At 53.0% G+C, this 17,131-nt stretch carries 13 protein-coding genes and 2 tRNA genes; 12 read left to right on the plus strand and 3 right to left on the minus strand.

Annotated features, from left to right (window positions below; genetic code table 11):
- Positions 1-3: 3 nt before the first annotated feature.
- Positions 4-1,236: an enterochelin esterase gene (gene fes, locus B880_RS0121945; protein WP_017349619.1), complete on the minus strand. Its 1,233-nt coding sequence runs from the start codon at positions 1,234-1,236 to the stop codon at positions 4-6.
- Between the two features lie 245 nt (positions 1,237-1,481).
- Between fes and B880_RS0121950 the strand changes: the two genes are divergently transcribed.
- Positions 1,482-3,710: a TonB-dependent siderophore receptor gene (locus B880_RS0121950; protein ID WP_017349620.1), complete on the plus strand. Its 2,229-nt coding sequence runs from the start codon at positions 1,482-1,484 to the stop codon at positions 3,708-3,710.
- Positions 3,711-3,754: 44 nt separating this feature from the next.
- On the opposite strand, the gene dacB is transcribed toward B880_RS0121950, so the two are convergent.
- A complete protein-coding gene (gene dacB / locus B880_RS0121955; RefSeq protein WP_026042842.1) occupies positions 3,755-5,188 on the minus strand; it encodes a serine-type D-Ala-D-Ala carboxypeptidase in 1,434 nt (477 codons plus the stop codon).
- Positions 5,189-5,438: 250 nt separating this feature from the next.
- On the opposite strand from dacB, the gene greA reads away from it, so the two are divergent.
- Positions 5,439-5,915 (plus strand): transcription elongation factor GreA, encoded by a 477-nt coding sequence (gene greA / locus B880_RS0121960; RefSeq protein WP_026042843.1) that lies wholly within the window; start codon positions 5,439-5,441, stop codon positions 5,913-5,915.
- Between the two features lie 116 nt (positions 5,916-6,031).
- Here the strand turns inward: greA and yhbY are convergent, their stop codons facing one another.
- Positions 6,032-6,325 carry a ribosome assembly RNA-binding protein YhbY gene (gene yhbY / locus B880_RS0121965; protein ID WP_017349623.1) on the minus strand — a complete coding sequence of 98 codons (294 nt, stop codon included), beginning with the start codon at positions 6,323-6,325 and terminating at the stop codon, positions 6,032-6,034.
- Between the two features lie 126 nt (positions 6,326-6,451).
- Between yhbY and rlmE the strand changes: the two genes are divergently transcribed.
- The 10 genes from rlmE to infB all read left to right on the plus strand — a co-directional run bounded on the left by rlmE (position 6,452) and on the right by infB (position 17,100).
- Positions 6,452-7,081, plus strand: coding sequence for a 23S rRNA (uridine(2552)-2'-O)-methyltransferase RlmE (gene rlmE / locus B880_RS0121970; RefSeq protein WP_017349624.1), 630 nt, complete (start codon positions 6,452-6,454; stop codon positions 7,079-7,081).
- Positions 7,082-7,195: 114 nt separating this feature from the next.
- The gene (gene ftsH, locus B880_RS0121975) at positions 7,196-9,127 is read left to right on the plus strand and encodes an ATP-dependent zinc metalloprotease FtsH (RefSeq protein WP_017349625.1); all 1,932 of its coding nucleotides are present in this window, start codon (positions 7,196-7,198) and stop codon (positions 9,125-9,127) included.
- Positions 9,128-9,209: 82 nt separating this feature from the next.
- Positions 9,210-10,043, plus strand: a complete 834-nt coding sequence (gene folP, locus B880_RS0121980) for a dihydropteroate synthase (RefSeq protein WP_017349626.1) — start codon at positions 9,210-9,212, stop codon at positions 10,041-10,043.
- A gap of 8 nt (positions 10,044-10,051) precedes the next feature.
- On the plus strand, positions 10,052-11,386 hold the full coding sequence (gene glmM, locus B880_RS0121985; protein WP_017349627.1) for a phosphoglucosamine mutase: 1,335 nt from the start codon (positions 10,052-10,054) through the stop codon (positions 11,384-11,386).
- Positions 11,387-11,604: 218 nt separating this feature from the next.
- Positions 11,605-11,937, plus strand: coding sequence for a preprotein translocase subunit SecG (secG, locus tag B880_RS0121990; protein WP_017349628.1), 333 nt, complete (start codon positions 11,605-11,607; stop codon positions 11,935-11,937).
- A 48-nt stretch (positions 11,938-11,985) separates the two neighbouring features.
- Positions 11,986-12,072: transfer RNA gene (locus tag B880_RS0121995), tRNA-Leu, on the plus strand.
- A 59-nt stretch (positions 12,073-12,131) separates the two neighbouring features.
- A tRNA-Met gene (locus B880_RS0122000) sits at positions 12,132-12,208 on the plus strand.
- A gap of 213 nt (positions 12,209-12,421) precedes the next feature.
- A complete protein-coding gene (gene rimP / locus B880_RS0122005) occupies positions 12,422-12,874 on the plus strand; it encodes a ribosome maturation factor RimP (protein WP_026042844.1) in 453 nt (150 codons plus the stop codon).
- Positions 12,875-12,898: 24 nt separating this feature from the next.
- On the plus strand, positions 12,899-14,386 hold the full coding sequence (nusA, locus tag B880_RS0122010; RefSeq protein ID WP_017349630.1) for a transcription termination factor NusA: 1,488 nt from the start codon (positions 12,899-12,901) through the stop codon (positions 14,384-14,386).
- Positions 14,387-14,403: 17 nt separating this feature from the next.
- Positions 14,404-17,100: a translation initiation factor IF-2 gene (gene infB, locus B880_RS0122015; protein WP_017349631.1), complete on the plus strand. Its 2,697-nt coding sequence runs from the start codon at positions 14,404-14,406 to the stop codon at positions 17,098-17,100.
- Positions 17,101-17,131: the final 31 nt, after the last annotated feature.

Here is a 17,131-nt window from a genome sequence, read left to right on the forward strand (position 1 = left end):
GAGTTAGCGTGTTTGCCACATTGCTTTCAGTCCATTGAGCAAGCCACCGCGCCAACAGAGCGCATCGTGGCCGCCTTCTACGGGTTGATAGCTAACCGAATGCCCGGCAGCCGTCAAATAATGTTCTAGCAATTCATTAGCCTGAATAATCAGGTGTTCGCGTCGGCCTGCTTCCAGCCAGAAACGCAACGGTTCCGGCTGAAGTAGCCCCTGATCAAGCTGATCTAACAGCCAGCCGTGGGCATTACCGCGTGCGGGCCACCAGAAGGACCCGGATAAACTGATTGCGGCACCAAAAGTGTGCGGCCAGTGCAGTGCGGCATAGACCGAAGCCAGCCCACCGAAGCTTTGACCGGACACCACGGTGGAATCCGCACTTTGCCGATAGGGGGCAATCTGCGCCACCTGTGGCAGTAACTCTTCCTGCACGGCTTGCCAAAATTCAGGGTTGCACGGCAGTTCGCGGCTGCGGTGCTCACGGTCGATGATATCGATCATCACGTACACCGCAGGAGGCAGTTCGCCGTTATCGGTCAGCTGCTGTAGCGGCCAGGCGATGGGCATGCTGTTAGCCCAGAATTGCCCATCAAGCAGGATCGCCAGAGGGCGGTCATGGCTGGCATCACCGGTAGTATGAATCCACACCGAACGGCGGTTATTGAGACGTTCACTCTCCCAATAGACGTGTTGCAACGCTATGTGCGGCGCGCGGCCTTCGTCAACGGCTTGCCAGACTTGCTGATCCGGGGCTTGCGGCAGATGCAGTGGGGAAACGCCCATCCCACGTCCACCAGACCAGGCGCGCAGTGGATTCAGGGCATCGCTCTGCGCGGTCGGGAATTTATTGCGCCACCAGTCCCGCAGGCTGTGCATGTCGGGCTGTCCCTGAAACAGTGGCGTTTCGTGATCGGGCATCAGGCAGTAACTGCCGCGCCACGTCGAAGGAAGCTGAGTTTGCCAGTACCAGACATCCGTCTGTGGCAGATGCGACAGAGAAACGGGTGCGGCTCGCTGGTGGTGATCGGTGACGCCCGTGATATTGATCCAGACATGGCGAGTGGAAGAGGTGCGTTCATCGCCCTCGGGGTCGCGCCAGAAGAAGGTAACCTGACAATGGCCATCAACACCCGCTTCAATATAGGGGATACCAAGTGCCTGCTGATTTTTCCACCAGGCGTCAGAGCCCGTTTCTTTATTAAACAACGTCATTGTGCCATCGGTCTGATTACATGCCATGAGAAGTTCCATGAATGTTAGAAGTAATACTATTGATAATTATTTTCGTTTGCAATAGGGTGTTTCCGCTTGATGGGGATGCACGCATGCGCCTTCCGTCACATTGCCCCCAGAGGGCGATGTTACCGCTGGGAATGGCCGCCACGGCCCGCTGTGTGCATGAAAGTATGTACAATATCTTTCAACACCGGTGCGACAGCAGTTAACGCTTTTTTACATCTGCTGGCAAACCAGGGACGAGAATAATGAAAACGTTATCACCTTTGGCCTGCGCCATTTTTATGGCAACAGCCATTCCTTGCGCAGCCAGCGCAGCAGAAACACCAGCGGATAAAACCAACAGCGAAGACAATACTCTGGTCGTCACTGCGGCGCAGCAGACGCTTCAGGCTCCTGGCGTTTCCACCATTACAGCCGATGAAATTAAGAAACATCCGCCTGCGCGCGATGTCTCGGAGATCATTCGCACCATGCCGGGAGTTAACCTCACCGGGAACTCCACCAGCGGTCAGCGCGGCAATAATCGCCAAATCGATATTCGCGGTATGGGACCAGAAAATACCCTGATTCTGATTGATGGCTTGCCGGTCTCAAGCCGTAACTCTGTGCGATTTGGCTGGCGCGGTGAGCGCGATACCCGTGGTGATACCAGTTGGGTACCGCCGGAGATGATCGAACGTATTGAAGTTATTCGTGGGCCTGCCGCCGCGCGTTACGGCAACGGTGCTGCGGGTGGGGTGGTGAATATCATCACCAAAAAAGAGACCGGGCAGTGGCACGGCTCATGGGATAGCTACTACAACATCCCGGAACATAAACAAGAGGGTGCCACCAAGCGCACCAACTTCAGCTTGTCAGGCCCATTGGGCGATGACTTTAGCTTCCGTTTATATGGTGGTTTAGCCAAGACGCAGGCTGACGCACAGTTTATTAATGAAGGCCATCAGTCATTGCGTACCGGGACTTATGCTACCGCCATCCCAGCGGGACGCGAAGGTTCTGAAAATAAAGATATCAATGCGTTACTGCGCTGGGCATTCGCGCCACGTCAGGCTTTAGAGTTTGAGGCGGGCTATAGCCGTCAGAATAACCTCTACGCTGGCGATACGCAGAATACCAACACCAGCGCGCTGGTGCAGAGCATGTATGGCAAGGAAACCAACCGTCTGTATCGCAACAACTTTGCGCTGACGTGGACCGGTGCGTGGGACAGTGGCATCAGCTCACGCACCTATGCGCAGTACGAAAAAACACGTAACACGCGAATGAATGAAGGGTTGGCCGGTGGGACGGAAGGGATCTTCTCTGATGACGGCTTCTCGAATATCCAACTGGAAAACATCCTGCTGCACAGTGAAGTCAGCGTGCCGTTTGAGTGGCTGGTCAATCAAACCGCGACGCTGGGTACCGAATGGAACCAGCAGCGCATGAAAGATCTCGCTTCCAATACGCAATCCATGTTGGGCGGCGCAATCCCTGGCATCGACAGCACCAACCGCAGCCCTTATACCCAGGCTGAGATTTTCTCGCTGTTTGCTGAAGACAATATGGAGTTGACGGACTCCACCATGCTGACCCCGGCGTTACGCTTTGATCATCACTCGATCGTCGGCAATAACTGGAGCCCGTCACTGAATTTGTCGCAGGGCCTGGGAGATGACTTTACGCTGAAGCTGGGCATCGCCCGTGCTTACAAAGCGCCAAACCTCTATCAAACCAACCCGAACTATGTGCTGTATAGCCGTGGTCAGGGCTGTGCTGCGAGTTCCGGCGGGTGCTATCTGGTGGGGAACCCGGACTTAAGCGCTGAACACAGTATCAACAAAGAAGTCGGCATTGAGTGGAAGCATGACGATTATCAGGCGGGTATCACCTGGTTCCGTAATGATTATCGCAACAAGATTGAAGCGGGTTATCTGCCAACCGGCGTGTCGAGTACTGGCTTAACAGACGTGTATAAGTGGGAAAACGTACCAAAGGCGGTGGTCGAGGGGCTGGAAGGCACCTTTAATATGCCATTCTCTGATACGGTCATGTGGACCAATAACCTGACCTACATGCTGCAGAGTAAGAATAAGGAGACGGGCGATCGTCTGTCGATCATTCCTGACTACACGCTGAACTCCAGCTTGAGCTGGCAGGCAACGCAGGATCTTTCACTGCAAACCACGCTGACCTGGTACGGCAAGCAGGTGCCGAAGAAGTACAACTATAAAGGCCAGCCAGTAACCGGCAGTGAGACCGATCAGGTCAGCCCGTATACAATAGTGGGCATGAGCGGGACTTATGAGGTGAATAAATACGCGAGCGTCACGCTGGGTATCGATAACCTGTTCGACAAACGTCACTTCCGCGAAGGCAATGCGCAAACCACCGGCAATGCTCAGACCGGTGCCTATATGTATGGCGCGGGGGCGAATACCTACAACGAGTCAGGCCGGACCTACTACATGAGCCTGAATACGCACTTCTGATGAAACCAGCCCGCTGTGATAGCGGGCTTTTTGTGTGAGGTCGATCAGTTGTTTTGGTAGATATCGCGGTACAGGCGGCTTTCGAAGCGCACCAGCGGGATACGGCGTGTTTTTTGATCTTGTGGCGGAACAGCATAGCCAGAGAGATACTGAACAAAGGCCAGGCGTGCGCCGCTGGCGGTGGTGATAAAGCCTGCGAGGTTATAAACGCCCTGCAATGAACCGGTTTTCGCCGAGACTTTGCCATCCACGCCTGCTTCGTGCAGACCACCACGATATTGCAATGTACCGTCATAGCCCGCGCGCGGCAGCATGGAAATAAAGTCCAGCGTCTGGTCATTCTTCGCAATAAACTGCAACGCTTGCATCATGGTGGTAGGGGAGACCAAATCATGGCGTGACAGGCCGGAGCCATCCACCTGGATCGAGTTGCCCATATCAACACCTGCTTTCTCTTTCAGAATTCGGCGTACCGCATCTGAACCCGCACGGAAAGTACCCGGAACGTTGAAGTAGTGATGGCCAATCGTACGGAACACCGTATCGGCAATCATATTGTCCGACTTTTTCAGCATGGTATGCAGCAGGTCGTGCAACGGAGCCGATTGCGTTGAAGCCAGGACAGTGCCAGGTTCCGTGACCAGCGGCTGACGCAGCAGATGGCCACTGTAATCAATCCCGGCTTGCTTTAGCTCATCACGCAGAATCTCTCCTGCCCATGCGGCCCCATCCTGTACGGCGAAGGCCAGCGGCAGAGGCTCCGAGCGCTGGCGCATACAGCCAGTCAGGGTGTAGCGGTTTAGCTCGCCGGGGACGACATCCAGCTCGCAATATTGTCCTTCTCCGCTATTCGGAGCCAGCGTGCGGACCTGGCTGTACATGTGCGCCGGATAGTAAGAGGCGATGCGCACAAAGGCGTTCTGTCCTGCCTGTTTGGCGCTGTAGAGCGAAACGGAGAAACAGTTTTTGTCGACAATTGCGGCGCCTGGCGGGGCGCTGAAGCACTCCGTCAGGTCATTCCACGGCCAGCCTGGCGCTTCATCATGGGAAGCGAAGACGGAGGTATCAATGACCAGATTGCCCTTGATATGGTTGATGCCCTGTTTTTTCAGCGCGGCAACCATATTGCGCAGATCCTGGCGGCTCAGGGTGGGATCGCCAGCAAAGCGTGCGACCAAATCCCCATTCAGGGTGCCATCGCTGACTGCGCCGTGGGTTTCAAACGTGGTTTGAAAACGAAAATCTGCCCCTAATTCCAGCAGGGCGGCGAGCGCGGTAAAGACTTTCATGGTACTGGCAGGAAGGGCCATCTGCGAGCCGTGATAATCCACCACGGGTGTGGGTGCGCCAATTTTCTGCACCAGCAACGCCAGGTTGGTACCATCAGGCAGATACTGCATGTATTCCTCAACAGGCGCGGCCTGCGCCTGCAGCATAAATGCACAGGTTAATCCGGTAACAAGTCGTGAAAATCGCATAATCTCGCGTTAACTAGCGGGTGAAGGCGACAATACTACGTTGCCGGGTGGTAGAAAGTAAACGATGACCCACAGGGAACTCTGGGGTAAAATACGTATCAAATTGCAAAACCATTACTTGACCTGGACACAGTCTCCGGGTCAGGTTCTTTTTGCTTGCAAAACGTGGTAATGCGCCGCAGAACGCCATTTTCTGCAGTCACCGGTCAGGATGACACTGTTAAATAGATGACGAGGAGATAACATGAGTCTGAATCAGATTCCGATGACGTTACAGGGCGCTGACAAGCTGCGCGAAGAACTGGAAGAGCTGAAAACTGTCAAGCGCCCGCGCATCATTGCATCTATCGCTGAGGCCCGTGAGCACGGCGATTTGAAAGAGAACGCGGAGTATCATGCTGCGCGTGAAGAACAGGGTTTTTGTGAAGGGCGCATTCAGGAAATTGAAGCTAAGCTCTCCAATGCCCAGGTGATTGATATCACCAAAATGCCAAAGTCAGGTCGCGTCATTTTTGGTGCCACCGTGAAAGTGGTTAACGTGGATACCGACGAAGAGTTCACGTATCGCATTGTGGGTGATGATGAAGCTGACTTTAAGCAAAATCTGATTTCGGTTAACTCACCGATGGCGCGTGGCCTGATTGGCAAAGAAGCCGATGATGTAGCTATTATTAAAACGCCGGGTGGGGATGTGGAATACGAAGTCCTGCATGTGGAATACCTGTAACAGGGGCAAAGTGTCGCAGCCATGCTGGACACAATTGTAAAGACGGGTAAAAGGCCGCACTGCGGCCTTTTATCCTCTGCGAGCACATGGCAATTTCAATTGCCGGCAGCGCAGAATTAGCGTGGCAGTGAGATCTTTTTTTCTTGTGTTGGACGATACAGTACCAGCGTTTTACCGATAACTTGCACGTTGCAAGCGCTGGTTTCGCGGACGATCGCTTCAACAATCAGCTGTTTAGTCTCACGCTCTTCAGCAGCGATTTTCACCTTGATCAATTCATGATGATTTAACGCTAGCTCGATTTCGGCCAGCACGCCTTCAGTCAGGCCATTACCGCCTAACATCACCACCGGGTTAAGGTGATGGGCAAGGCCTTTCAGGTGCTGTTTTTGTTTGTTACTCAGATTCATCGTATTTTTTGCTTACTCAGGGATTGAAAACGGTTCATTCTACCGCCATCTCCGGGTTATAGCCAAATTAACGCAACCCATTGCGCGCGGATTTATCGCTACGATGAGCAATTAGTTGGAAAAATTATGACCGGTAAGAAGCGTTCAGCCAGTTCCAGTCGCTGGTTACAGGAACACTTTAGCGATAAATATGTGCAGCAAGCACAGAAAAAGGGGTTGCGTTCGCGCGCCTGGTTTAAACTTGAGGAAATACAGCAGGGTGACAAGCTTTTCAAACCCGGCATGACCGTGGTAGATCTGGGTGCTGCACCTGGAGGCTGGTCGCAGTATGTCGTAGAGCAAATAGGCGCAAACGGTCGCATTATCGCTTGTGATATCCTGCCGATGGACCCTATTGTTGGTGTTGACTTTTTGCAGGGCGATTTCCGTGAGGAAGCGGTGTTAGCCGCGCTGCTGGAACGAGTGGGCGACAAGAAAGTTCAGGTGGTCATGTCTGACATGGCACCGAATATGAGCGGTACACCCGCTGTTGATATTCCCAGATCGATGTATCTGGTAGAGTTGGCGTTAGGGATGTGTAAAGACGTTCTCGCACCTGGCGGCAGCTTTTTAGTGAAAGTGTTTCAGGGAGATGGCTTCGATGAATACCTACGGGAAATTCGCTCCCTGTTTACGAAAGTAAAAATTCGTAAGCCGGACGCTTCGCGCTCTCGTTCGCGTGAAGTGTACATTGTAGCGACAGGGCGCAAACTATAACCAACTTCCCTGGCATTGCTGTCAGTACCGCAGCGATTCCATGTAACAAGGATATATAGTACCCTACGCTGTCTGTTAACACCGTTGTAATATGAGGTTAATCCCTTGAGTGACATGGCGAAAAACCTGATTCTCTGGCTAGTCATCGCGGTCGTGCTGATGTCAGTATTCCAGAGCTTTGGGCCCAGCGAGTCGAATGGCCGTAGGGTTGATTATTCAACCTTCCTGTCGGAAGTGAACCAGGATCAGGTCCGCGAGGCACGTATTAACGGGCGTGAAATTAACGTTATCAAAAAAGACAGTAATAAATACACGACCTACATTCCTGTCAACGATCCCAAGTTACTCGATAACCTGTTGACCAAAAACGTCAAAGTAGTTGGCGAACCACCGGAAGAACCAAGCCTGCTGGCTTCTATCTTCATCTCATGGTTCCCAATGCTGCTGCTGATTGGCGTGTGGATCTTCTTTATGCGTCAGATGCAGGGCGGCGGCGGAAAGGGCGCGATGTCCTTCGGCAAGAGTAAAGCCCGCATGTTGACCGAAGACCAGATCAAAACCACCTTTGCGGACGTAGCCGGTTGTGATGAGGCTAAAGAAGAGGTAGGTGAGCTGGTTGAATATCTGCGTGAACCGAGCCGCTTCCAGAAACTGGGCGGTAAGATCCCGAAAGGCGTCCTGATGGTCGGCCCTCCGGGTACGGGTAAAACGCTGCTGGCAAAAGCGATTGCCGGTGAAGCAAAAGTCCCATTCTTCACTATCTCCGGTTCTGACTTCGTTGAAATGTTCGTTGGTGTGGGCGCATCTCGTGTGCGTGACATGTTCGAGCAGGCGAAAAAAGCCGCGCCGTGCATCATCTTTATCGATGAAATCGATGCGGTAGGCCGTCAGCGTGGTGCTGGTTTAGGCGGTGGTCACGATGAACGTGAGCAGACGTTGAACCAGATGCTGGTAGAGATGGATGGTTTCGAAGGTAATGAAGGCATTATCGTTATCGCTGCGACTAACCGTCCAGACGTGCTTGACCCAGCGCTGTTGCGCCCAGGTCGCTTTGACCGTCAGGTTGTCGTAGGTCTGCCAGATGTGCGTGGCCGTGAGCAAATCCTGAAAGTGCATATGCGCCGTGTGCCGCTGGCAACTGACATTGATGCTGCGATCATTGCCCGTGGTACGCCTGGTTTCTCCGGTGCTGATCTGGCAAACCTCGTCAACGAAGCTGCTCTGTTTGCTGCCCGTGGCAACAAGCGTGTGGTCTCGATGGTTGAGTTTGAAAAAGCCAAAGATAAGATCATGATGGGTGCGGAACGTCGCTCCATGGTGATGACCGAAGCGCAGAAAGAGTCTACCGCTTACCACGAAGCAGGCCATGCGATCATTGGTCGTCTGGTACCGGAACACGATCCGGTGCACAAAGTGACGATTATCCCGCGTGGACGTGCTCTGGGTGTGACGTTCTTCCTGCCGGAAGGTGATGCTATCAGCGCCAGCCGCCAGAAACTTGAAAGCCAGATCTCAACGCTGTACGGCGGTCGTCTGGCGGAAGAGATTATCTACGGTGCAGAACACGTTTCTACTGGTGCTTCTAACGACATCAAAGTGGCCACTAACCTGGCGCGCAACATGGTGACTCAGTGGGGCTTCAACGAGAAGTTAGGTCCGTTGCTGTACGCTGAAGAAGAAGGCGAAGTGTTCCTTGGTCGCTCTGTGGCGAAGGCGAAACACATGTCTGATGAAACAGCACGTATTATCGACCAGGAAGTTAAACACCTGATCGACAGCAACTACCAACGTGCTCGCGTTCTGTTGGGTGAAAACATGGACATTCTTCATGCGATGAAAGATGCGCTGATGAAGTATGAAACCATTGACGCACCACAGATCGATGACCTGATGGCCCGTCGTGAAGTGCGTCCACCAGCAGGTTGGGACGACTCCGGCAGCAGCAACTCTTCGGACAACAACGGCACGCCAAAAGCGCCACGTCCAGTTGATGAGCCGCGTACGCCTAACCCAGGTAACACTATGTCTGAGCAGCTCGATAAATAATCTGTCTGTTCAAACACAAACCCCGGCTGGTCCGGGGTTTTTTATATCCGCCATACCCGTAATTCTCCAGGAGTAACCCGCAATGCAGTTGTTCGCTCGCGATAGCCATCTCGATCTCTCTTTCCCACACGTGATGGGGATTTTGAACGTCACGCCAGATTCATTTTCGGATGGTGGGACGCACAACTCATTGGTTGATGCGTTGACGCACACCAACGAGATGGTCAATGCGGGCGCAACAATCATTGATGTGGGCGGCGAGTCGACGCGACCAGGCGCGGATGAAGTCAGCGTGGAAGAGGAACTGGCGCGCGTCATTCCGGTGGTGGAAGCGATCGCACAGCGTTTTGAAGTCTGGATTTCAGTGGATACCTCAAAAGCCGAAGTCATTCGTGAAGCGGCTCGCGTGGGTGCGCATATCATTAATGATATTCGCTCACTTTCCGAACCGGGGGCGCTGGAGGCGGCGGCTGAAGTACAGCTTCCTGTCTGCTTGATGCATATGCAAGGTGAACCGCGAACTATGCAGCAGGCCCCTGATTACCAAAACGTTCTCACAGAAGTGGATACTTACTTCGCTGCTCAGATTGCTCGCTGTGAAGCCGCTGGGATCAAAAAATCGAACCTGTTACTCGACCCCGGCTTTGGTTTCGGTAAGAATCTCAACCACAACTACGAACTGCTGGCCCATCTCAGTGATTTTCACCATTTCGGCCTTCCGCTGCTGGTGGGAATGTCGCGTAAATCAATGATTGGTCAGTTGTTAAATGTCGGTCCTTCGCAGCGCCTGACGGGCAGCCTGACCTGTGCCGTGATTGCCGCTATGCAGGGTGCGCAGATTATTCGCGTGCATGATGTTAAAGAAACGGTCGAAGCGATGCGCATCGTCGAAGCGACGCGCAGAGCCAAAGGATAAGAACAGAGATGAGTAATCGTAAATATTTCGGAACAGATGGCATTCGCGGCACCGTGGGCCAGGCACCTATCACACCTGATTTTGTACTGAAACTGGGTTGGGCGGCAGGTAAAGTTCTGGCACGCCACGGTTCCAAAAAAGTCCTGATTGGCAAAGATACGCGCATCTCAGGGTATATGCTGGAGTCTGCCCTGGAAGCTGGCCTGGCGGCGGCAGGTTTATCTGCGGCGTTTACTGGCCCAATGCCAACTCCTGCTATTGCTTATCTGACGCGGACTTTCCGTGCCGAGGCGGGCATTGTCATCTCTGCTTCGCACAATCCTTTCGATGACAACGGTATCAAGTTCTTCTCGGCTGAAGGCACCAAGCTGCCAGATGATGTCGAAGAGGCGATCGAACTGGAGTTGGAAAAACCGATTACCTGCGTTGAGTCCGCTGAACTTGGGCGTGCCAGCCGCATCGTTGATGCCGCCGGGCGTTACATTGAATTCTGTAAAGGTACTTTCCCTAGCGAACTCAGCCTGAATGGCCTGAAAATTGTGGTGGACTGCGCCAATGGCGCGACTTATCACATCGCACCAAACGTACTGCGCGAATTGGGTGCTCAGGTGATTGCTATTGCGATACAGCCTGATGGCATGAACATTAATAAAGAGTGTGGTGCCACCGACCTGCGCCTGCTGCAGCAGCGCGTTCTGGAAGAAAAAGCCGACCTTGGCCTTGCCTATGACGGCGACGGCGACCGCATCATGATGGTTGACCATCTTGGCCATAAAGTGGATGGCGACCAAATTCTCTACATCATCGCGCGTGAGGCATTGCGTCAGGGCCAGCTGCGTGGCGGCGTCGTCGGTACGTTAATGAGTAATATGGGTCTGGAGCTGGCGTTGAAGCAGCTCGGTATTCCGTTTACGCGCGCCAAAGTGGGTGACCGTTACGTGCTGGAGAAGATGCAAGAGAAGGGGTGGCGTCTCGGGGCTGAGAACTCCGGGCATGTGATTCTGTTAGACAAAACCACCTCAGGCGACGGTATTGTTGCGGGTCTGCAAGTGCTCACCGCAATTGTACGTAACCATATGAGCCTGCACGATCTGTGCAGCGGTATGAAGTTATTGCCGCAAGTGTTGGTTAACGTACGTTTCAGCGGTGATAACGATCCGCTGGAAGAGGAATCCGTGAAGACGGTGACCGCCGAAGTAGAAAAAACGCTGGCGGGACGCGGTCGTGTCTTACTGCGTAAATCGGGTACTGAGCCGCTGATCCGCGTGATGGTCGAAGGCGAAGATGAAGCCCAGGTGACCGCACTGGCGCACAAAATTGCCGATGCGGTGAAGGCAGTTTAAGCCCTGTTCTGGCGGGGTGCAGAAATGCAAACCGCCTGTAAAATCACCATGATGGCGTTTTTTTCTCCAATCAATGATTGAAGTGAAAATTGCACTTGCAGAGGTATGCGCCATTGGTTAGTATTCAGACCCGCTTCCGATGGGTGACAACGAGATCTCCCATCAATACTGGTTGAAGCTTTAACTGTACGGTTATCGTGCAAGGAAACAGGTTGATTATGTACGAAGCTCTTTTAGTTGTTTTCCTTATTGTAGCCATCGCCCTCGTGGCTTTGATCATGCTGCAGCAAGGTAAAGGCGCTGATATGGGAGCCTCATTCGGTGCAGGCGCATCCGCGACATTGTTTGGTTCTAACGGTTCAGGTAACTTCCTGACACGTATGACCGGCATCTTAGCGGCACTGTTCTTCATCATCAGCTTGCTTCTGGGTAACCTGAACACGAACAAGCCTTCAAAAGGAAGCGAGTGGGAAAATCTTACAGCTCCGGCACAGTCTCAACAGACTCAGCCAGCTAAACCGGCAACACCGGGTAACGATATCCCGCAGTAATAGCGTTAAGCTCGCGACAAGGCTGTCAGAAAAGCCATGTCATGATGTACCGAGGTGGTGAAATTGGTAGACACGCTACCTTGAGGTGGTAGTGCTCGAAAGGGCTTACGGGTTCAAGTCCCGTCCTCGGTACCAAATCTTAGTAGTACTTGCAATGCAAGTTCGTTCGGCGTAACATTCGCCACGTTTTCGGACGCGGGGTGGAGCAGCCTGGTAGCTCGTCGGGCTCATAACCCGAAGGTCGTCGGTTCAAATCCGGCCCCCGCAACCACTTTCCCTTAGAGTTCTTTTTCAAATATACTGTATGTATCGACGGATGCTCTTACAGCAGATTTTGAAAAAATTTCTTCTGGATTGTGCTCCGAGCCGCATTGCGGCATACAGGGTCCAGTCGCAAAAAGCCCCGCATGTTCGGGGTTTTTTTGTTATCAGGAAATCGCAATACTGGGCTATTAGGCCCTTTTTTTATGTCTTGGGGGTGGGCTTGTCCACATTAGAGCAAAAGTTAACTGAATTGATCTCCGCTCCGGTAGAAGCACTTGGCTACGAATTAGTCGGAATTGAGTTCGTCCGTGGCCGTACTTCCACCTTGCGCATCTATATTGATAGTGAAAATGGCATCAATGTTGATGATTGCGCTGATGTCAGCCACCAGGTAAGCGCTGTAATGGATGTGGAAGATCCAATTACTGTGGTTTACAACCTCGAAGTCTCCTCACCGGGTCTCGACCGTCCTCTGTTTACCACTGAACACTATGTGCGTTTTACAGGCGATGAAGTGAGTCTGGTACTGCGTATGGCCGTACAGAATCGTCGCAAATGGCAGGGTATAATTAAAGCTGTCGAAGGCGAAATGATTACGGTAACCGTAGAGGGGAAAGATGAAGTGTTCGCGCTGAGTAACATTCAGAAAGCGAACCTGGTCCCCCACTTTTAAAAGTCCGGATTGAGGCTAACCAGGATGAATAAAGAGATCTTAGCTGTCGTAGAAGCCGTTTCTAACGAAAAAGCCCTGCCGCGTGAGAAAATCTTCGAAGCGCTGGAGAGCGCGCTGGCCACTGCGACCAAGAAGAAATACGAGCAAGAGATTGATGTGCGCGTCAGCATCGACCGTAGAAGCGGCGATTTCGACACTTTCCGTCGTTGGGAAATTGTAGAAGAGGTGACCCAGCCGACGCGCGAGATCACGCTGGATGCAGCACGCTACGAAGATGAAGCGTTCAATCTGGGCGAATATGTTGAAGATCAGATCGAATCTGTCACCTTCGACCGTATCACTACGCAGACCGCGAAACAGGTTATCGTGCAGAAAGTGCGCGAAGCTGAGCGTGCGATGGTGGTTGATCAGTTCCGCGAGCAGGAAGGCGAAATCATCACCGGTGTGGTGAAGAAAGTAAACCGTGACAACATTACGCTCGATTTGGGCAGTAATGCAGAAGCAGTCATCATTCGTGAAGACATGCTGCCGCGTGAAAACTTCCGCCCGGGTGACCGTATCCGTGGCGTGCTGTACGCTGTTCGCCCTGAAGCGCGCGGTGCTCAGCTGTTTGTAACCCGCTCCAAGCCGGAAATGCTGATCGAACTGTTCCGCATTGAAGTGCCGGAAATTGGTGAAGAGGTTCTTGAAATTAAAGCCGCTGCGCGTGACCCAGGTTCTCGTGCAAAAATCGCGGTAAAAACCAATGACAAACGTATTGACCCGGTCGGTGCATGCGTAGGTATGCGCGGTGCTCGCGTTCAGGCTGTTTCCAGTGAACTGGGCGGCGAACGTATTGATATCGTTCTGTGGGACGATAATCCGGCGCAGTTTGTCATTAACGCCATGGCTCCGGCCGATGTGGCGTCAATTGTGGTGGATGAAGACAATCACACCATGGATATTGCTGTTGAAGCCAGTAATCTGGCGCAGGCTATCGGTCGTAATGGCCAGAACGTCCGTCTTGCATCTCAGCTGAGTGGCTGGGAGCTGAACGTGATGACTGTGGATGACCTGCAAGCGAAACACCAGGCTGAAGCTCACGCAGCAATTGATGTGTTCACCAAGCATCTCGATATTGACGAAGATTTCGCCACTGTGCTGGTGCAGGAAGGTTTCTCTTCACTGGAAGAGCTGGCCTATGTGCCGATCGACGAGCTGCTGGAAATCGATGGACTGGACGAAGAGACTGTCGAAGCCCTGCGTGAACGAGCTAAAAATGCGTTAACCACCCTTGCTCTGGCGAAAGAAGAGAGCCGTAGTGGGCAGGAACCCGCGGAAGATCTTCTGAATCTTGAAGGTCTGGAACGTGACCTGGCCTACCGCCTGGCAGCGAAAGGCGTTTGCACGCTGGAAGACCTCGCTGAGCAGGGCGTCGACGACCTGTCGGATATCGAAGGGCTCAGCGATGAGCGAGCCGGCGCACTTATCATGGCTGCGCGTAATATCTGTTGGTTCGGCGATGACGCATAATAACAGGAAGGAACAGCATGACAGATGTAACCGTAAAATCGCTGGCCGCCGAAATTCAGACCTCGGTCGATCGTCTGGTACAGCAGTTTGCTGATGCGGGTATCCGTAAATCTGAAAATGATGCGGTGACCCAGCACGAGAAAGAAACCTTACTGTCGCACCTGAACCGCGAAAGCGGTCAGGGTGAATCAAGCAAGTTGACGTTGCAGCGAAAAACTCGCAGTACCTTGAATATTCCAGGTACTGGCGGTAAAAGTAAATCGGTGCAGATCGAAGTCCGCAAAAAGCGCACATATGTGAAGGGTGAAAGCGAAGCCGAGCAGCAAGCTCAGGCAGAAGCAGAAGCTCAGGCGCAGCGTGAAGCGGAAGAAAAGGCGCGTCGGGAAGCTGAAGAGAATGCCCGCCGTGAAGCTGAAGAAAAAGCGCAACGTGAAGCCGAAGATAAAGCCAAGCGCGAAGCCGCTGAAAAGGCCAAGCGTGAAGCAGCGGAAAATGTGAAAGTGACAAATCAACAAACCGACGAAGTAACCAAAGCGGCACAGTCTGACAAAGCCCGACGCGAAGCTGAAGAGGCTGAACTTAAGCGTAAAGCAGACGAAGAAGCCCGCCGTAAAGCGGAAGAAAAAGCGCGCCTGGCGACTGAAGAAGCACGCCGTCTGGCAGAAGAAAAAGGCGAAACCTGGCAAGCACCGGTTGAAGAAGACACCAGTGATTACCATGTGACCACCTCTCAGCACGCTCGCCAGGCTGAAGACGAGAACGATCGCGAAGTAGAAGGCGGCCGTGGCCGTGCTCGTACTGCGCCTAAAGCGCCTCGTCCTAAGAAAGGCAACAAGCACGCTGAAGCCAAAACTGACCGTGAAGAAGCCCGTGCGGCAATTCGTGGCGGTAAAGGTGGTAAACACCGTAAAGGCAGCACCCTGCAGCAGGGCTTCAACAAGCCAGCGCAGGCTGTTAACCGTGACGTTGTGATCGGCGAAACCATTACTGTTGCTGAACTGGCAAATAAAATGGCGGTAAAAGGCTCCCAGGTCATCAAAGCGATGATGAAAATGGGCGCTATGGCCACCATTAACCAGGTTGTCGATCAGGAAACTGCTCAGCTGGTAGCGGAAGAAATGGGTCACAAAGTGATCCTGCGCCGTGAGAACGAGCTGGAAGAAGCGGTAATGAGCGATCGTGACACCGGTAGTGAAGCTGCTGAATCACGTGCTCCAGTGGTCACCATCATGGGTCACGTTGACCACGGTAAAACCTCTCTGCTTGACTACATCCGCTCAACCAAAGTTGCCTCTGGTGAAGCAGGTGGTATTACCCAGCACATCGGTGCATACCACGTTGAAACCGATAACGGCATGGTTACCTTCCTGGATACCCCAGGTCACGCCGCGTTTACCGCAATGCGTGCTCGTGGTGCTCAGGCAACGGATATCGTTATCCTGGTTGTTGCAGCAGACGATGGCGTGATGCCACAGACTATCGAAGCTATCCAGCACGCGAAAGCCGCTGGCGTGCCAGTGGTCGTTGCTGTGAACAAGTGTGATAAGCCAGATGCAGATCCAGATCGCGTTAAAAACGAACTGACTCAGTACGGTATCATCCCGGAAGAGTGGGGCGGCGAGAACATGTTCGTCAACGTATCTGCTAAAGCGGGTACCGGTATTGACGAACTGCTGAACGCCATCCTGCTGCAGGCTGAAGTTCTGGAACTGAGCGCAGTACGTATCGGCATGGCAAGCGGTGTGGTTATCGAATCCTTCCTGGATAAAGGTCGTGGTCCGGTTGCTACCGTACTGGTGCGTGAAGGTACGCTGAACAAAGGCGATATCGTTCTGTGTGGCTTCGAATACGGCCGCGTACGTGCGATGCGTGACGAGCTGGGCCGCGAAGTGCTGTCTGCTGGTCCATCTATCCCTGTGGAAATCCTGGGTCTGTCTGGCGTGCCAGCAGCGGGTGATGAAGCCACTGTGGTACGTGACGAGAAGAAAGCACGTGAAGTTGCACTGTATCGTCAGGGCAAATTCCGTGAAGTTAAGCTGGCTCGTCAGCAGAAGTCTAAGCTGGAGAACATGTTCGCCAACATGACTGAAGGCGAAGTGTCTGAGCTGAACATCGTACTGAAATCTGACGTACAAGGTTCTGTGGAAGCGATCTCTGACTCGCTGCTGAAACTCTCCACCGACGAAGTGAAGGTGAAGATTATCGGTTCAGGCGTAGGTGGTATCACCGAAACCGACGCAACCCTGGCGGCTGCATCCAACGCTATCATTCTTGGCTTCAACGTACGTGCTGACGCTTCTGCTCGCCGCGTAATTGATGCTGAAAGTGTCGACCTGCGTTACTACTCCGTGATCTATAATCTGATCGACGAAGTGAAAGCAGCAATGAGCGGTATGCTGGCCCCTGAGTACAAACAGCAGATCATCGGTCTGGCAGCAGTACGTGACGTGTTTAAGTCACCGAAGTTCGGCGCAATCGCCGGCTGTATGGTCACCGAAGGCAACATCAAACGTCACAACCCGATTCGCGTTCTGCGCGACAACGTGGTGATTTACGAAGGCGAGCTGGAATCTCTGCGTCGCTTTAAAGACGATGTCAACGAAGTGCGTAACGGCATGGAATGTGGTATCGGCGTGAAGAACTACAACGACGTTCGCGTTGGCGATATGATCGAAGTGTTTGAAGTGATTGAAATTAAACGCACCATCGATTGATCATCATCTGATGTGTTGCAATTTGGGAGGC

This window comes from Pantoea sp. A4 (assembly GCF_000295955.2).
Lineage (GTDB): Bacteria > Pseudomonadota > Gammaproteobacteria > Enterobacterales > Enterobacteriaceae > Pantoea > Pantoea multigeneris.

What these genes read in the sequence shown, in the direction of transcription:
- fes (WP_017349619.1), bottom strand. Translation starts at nt 1,236, where the DNA reads ATGGCATGTAATCAGACCGATGGCACAATGACGTTGTTTAATAAAGAA.
- B880_RS0121950 (WP_017349620.1), top strand. Translation starts at nt 1,482, where the DNA reads ATGAAAACGTTATCACCTTTGGCCTGCGCCATTTTTATGGCAACAGCC.
- dacB (WP_026042842.1), bottom strand. Translation starts at nt 5,188, where the DNA reads ATGCGATTTTCACGACTTGTTACCGGATTAACCTGTGCATTTATGCTG.
- yhbY (WP_017349623.1), bottom strand. Translation starts at nt 6,325, where the DNA reads ATGAATCTGAGTAACAAACAAAAACAGCACCTGAAAGGCCTTGCCCAT.
- rlmE (WP_017349624.1), top strand. Translation starts at nt 6,452, where the DNA reads ATGACCGGTAAGAAGCGTTCAGCCAGTTCCAGTCGCTGGTTACAGGAA.
- ftsH (WP_017349625.1), top strand. Translation starts at nt 7,196, where the DNA reads ATGGCGAAAAACCTGATTCTCTGGCTAGTCATCGCGGTCGTGCTGATG.
- folP (WP_017349626.1), top strand. Translation starts at nt 9,210, where the DNA reads ATGCAGTTGTTCGCTCGCGATAGCCATCTCGATCTCTCTTTCCCACAC.
- glmM (WP_017349627.1), top strand. Translation starts at nt 10,052, where the DNA reads ATGAGTAATCGTAAATATTTCGGAACAGATGGCATTCGCGGCACCGTG.
- secG (WP_017349628.1), top strand. Translation starts at nt 11,605, where the DNA reads ATGTACGAAGCTCTTTTAGTTGTTTTCCTTATTGTAGCCATCGCCCTC.
- nusA (WP_017349630.1), top strand. Translation starts at nt 12,899, where the DNA reads ATGAATAAAGAGATCTTAGCTGTCGTAGAAGCCGTTTCTAACGAAAAA.
- infB (WP_017349631.1), top strand. Translation starts at nt 14,404, where the DNA reads ATGACAGATGTAACCGTAAAATCGCTGGCCGCCGAAATTCAGACCTCG.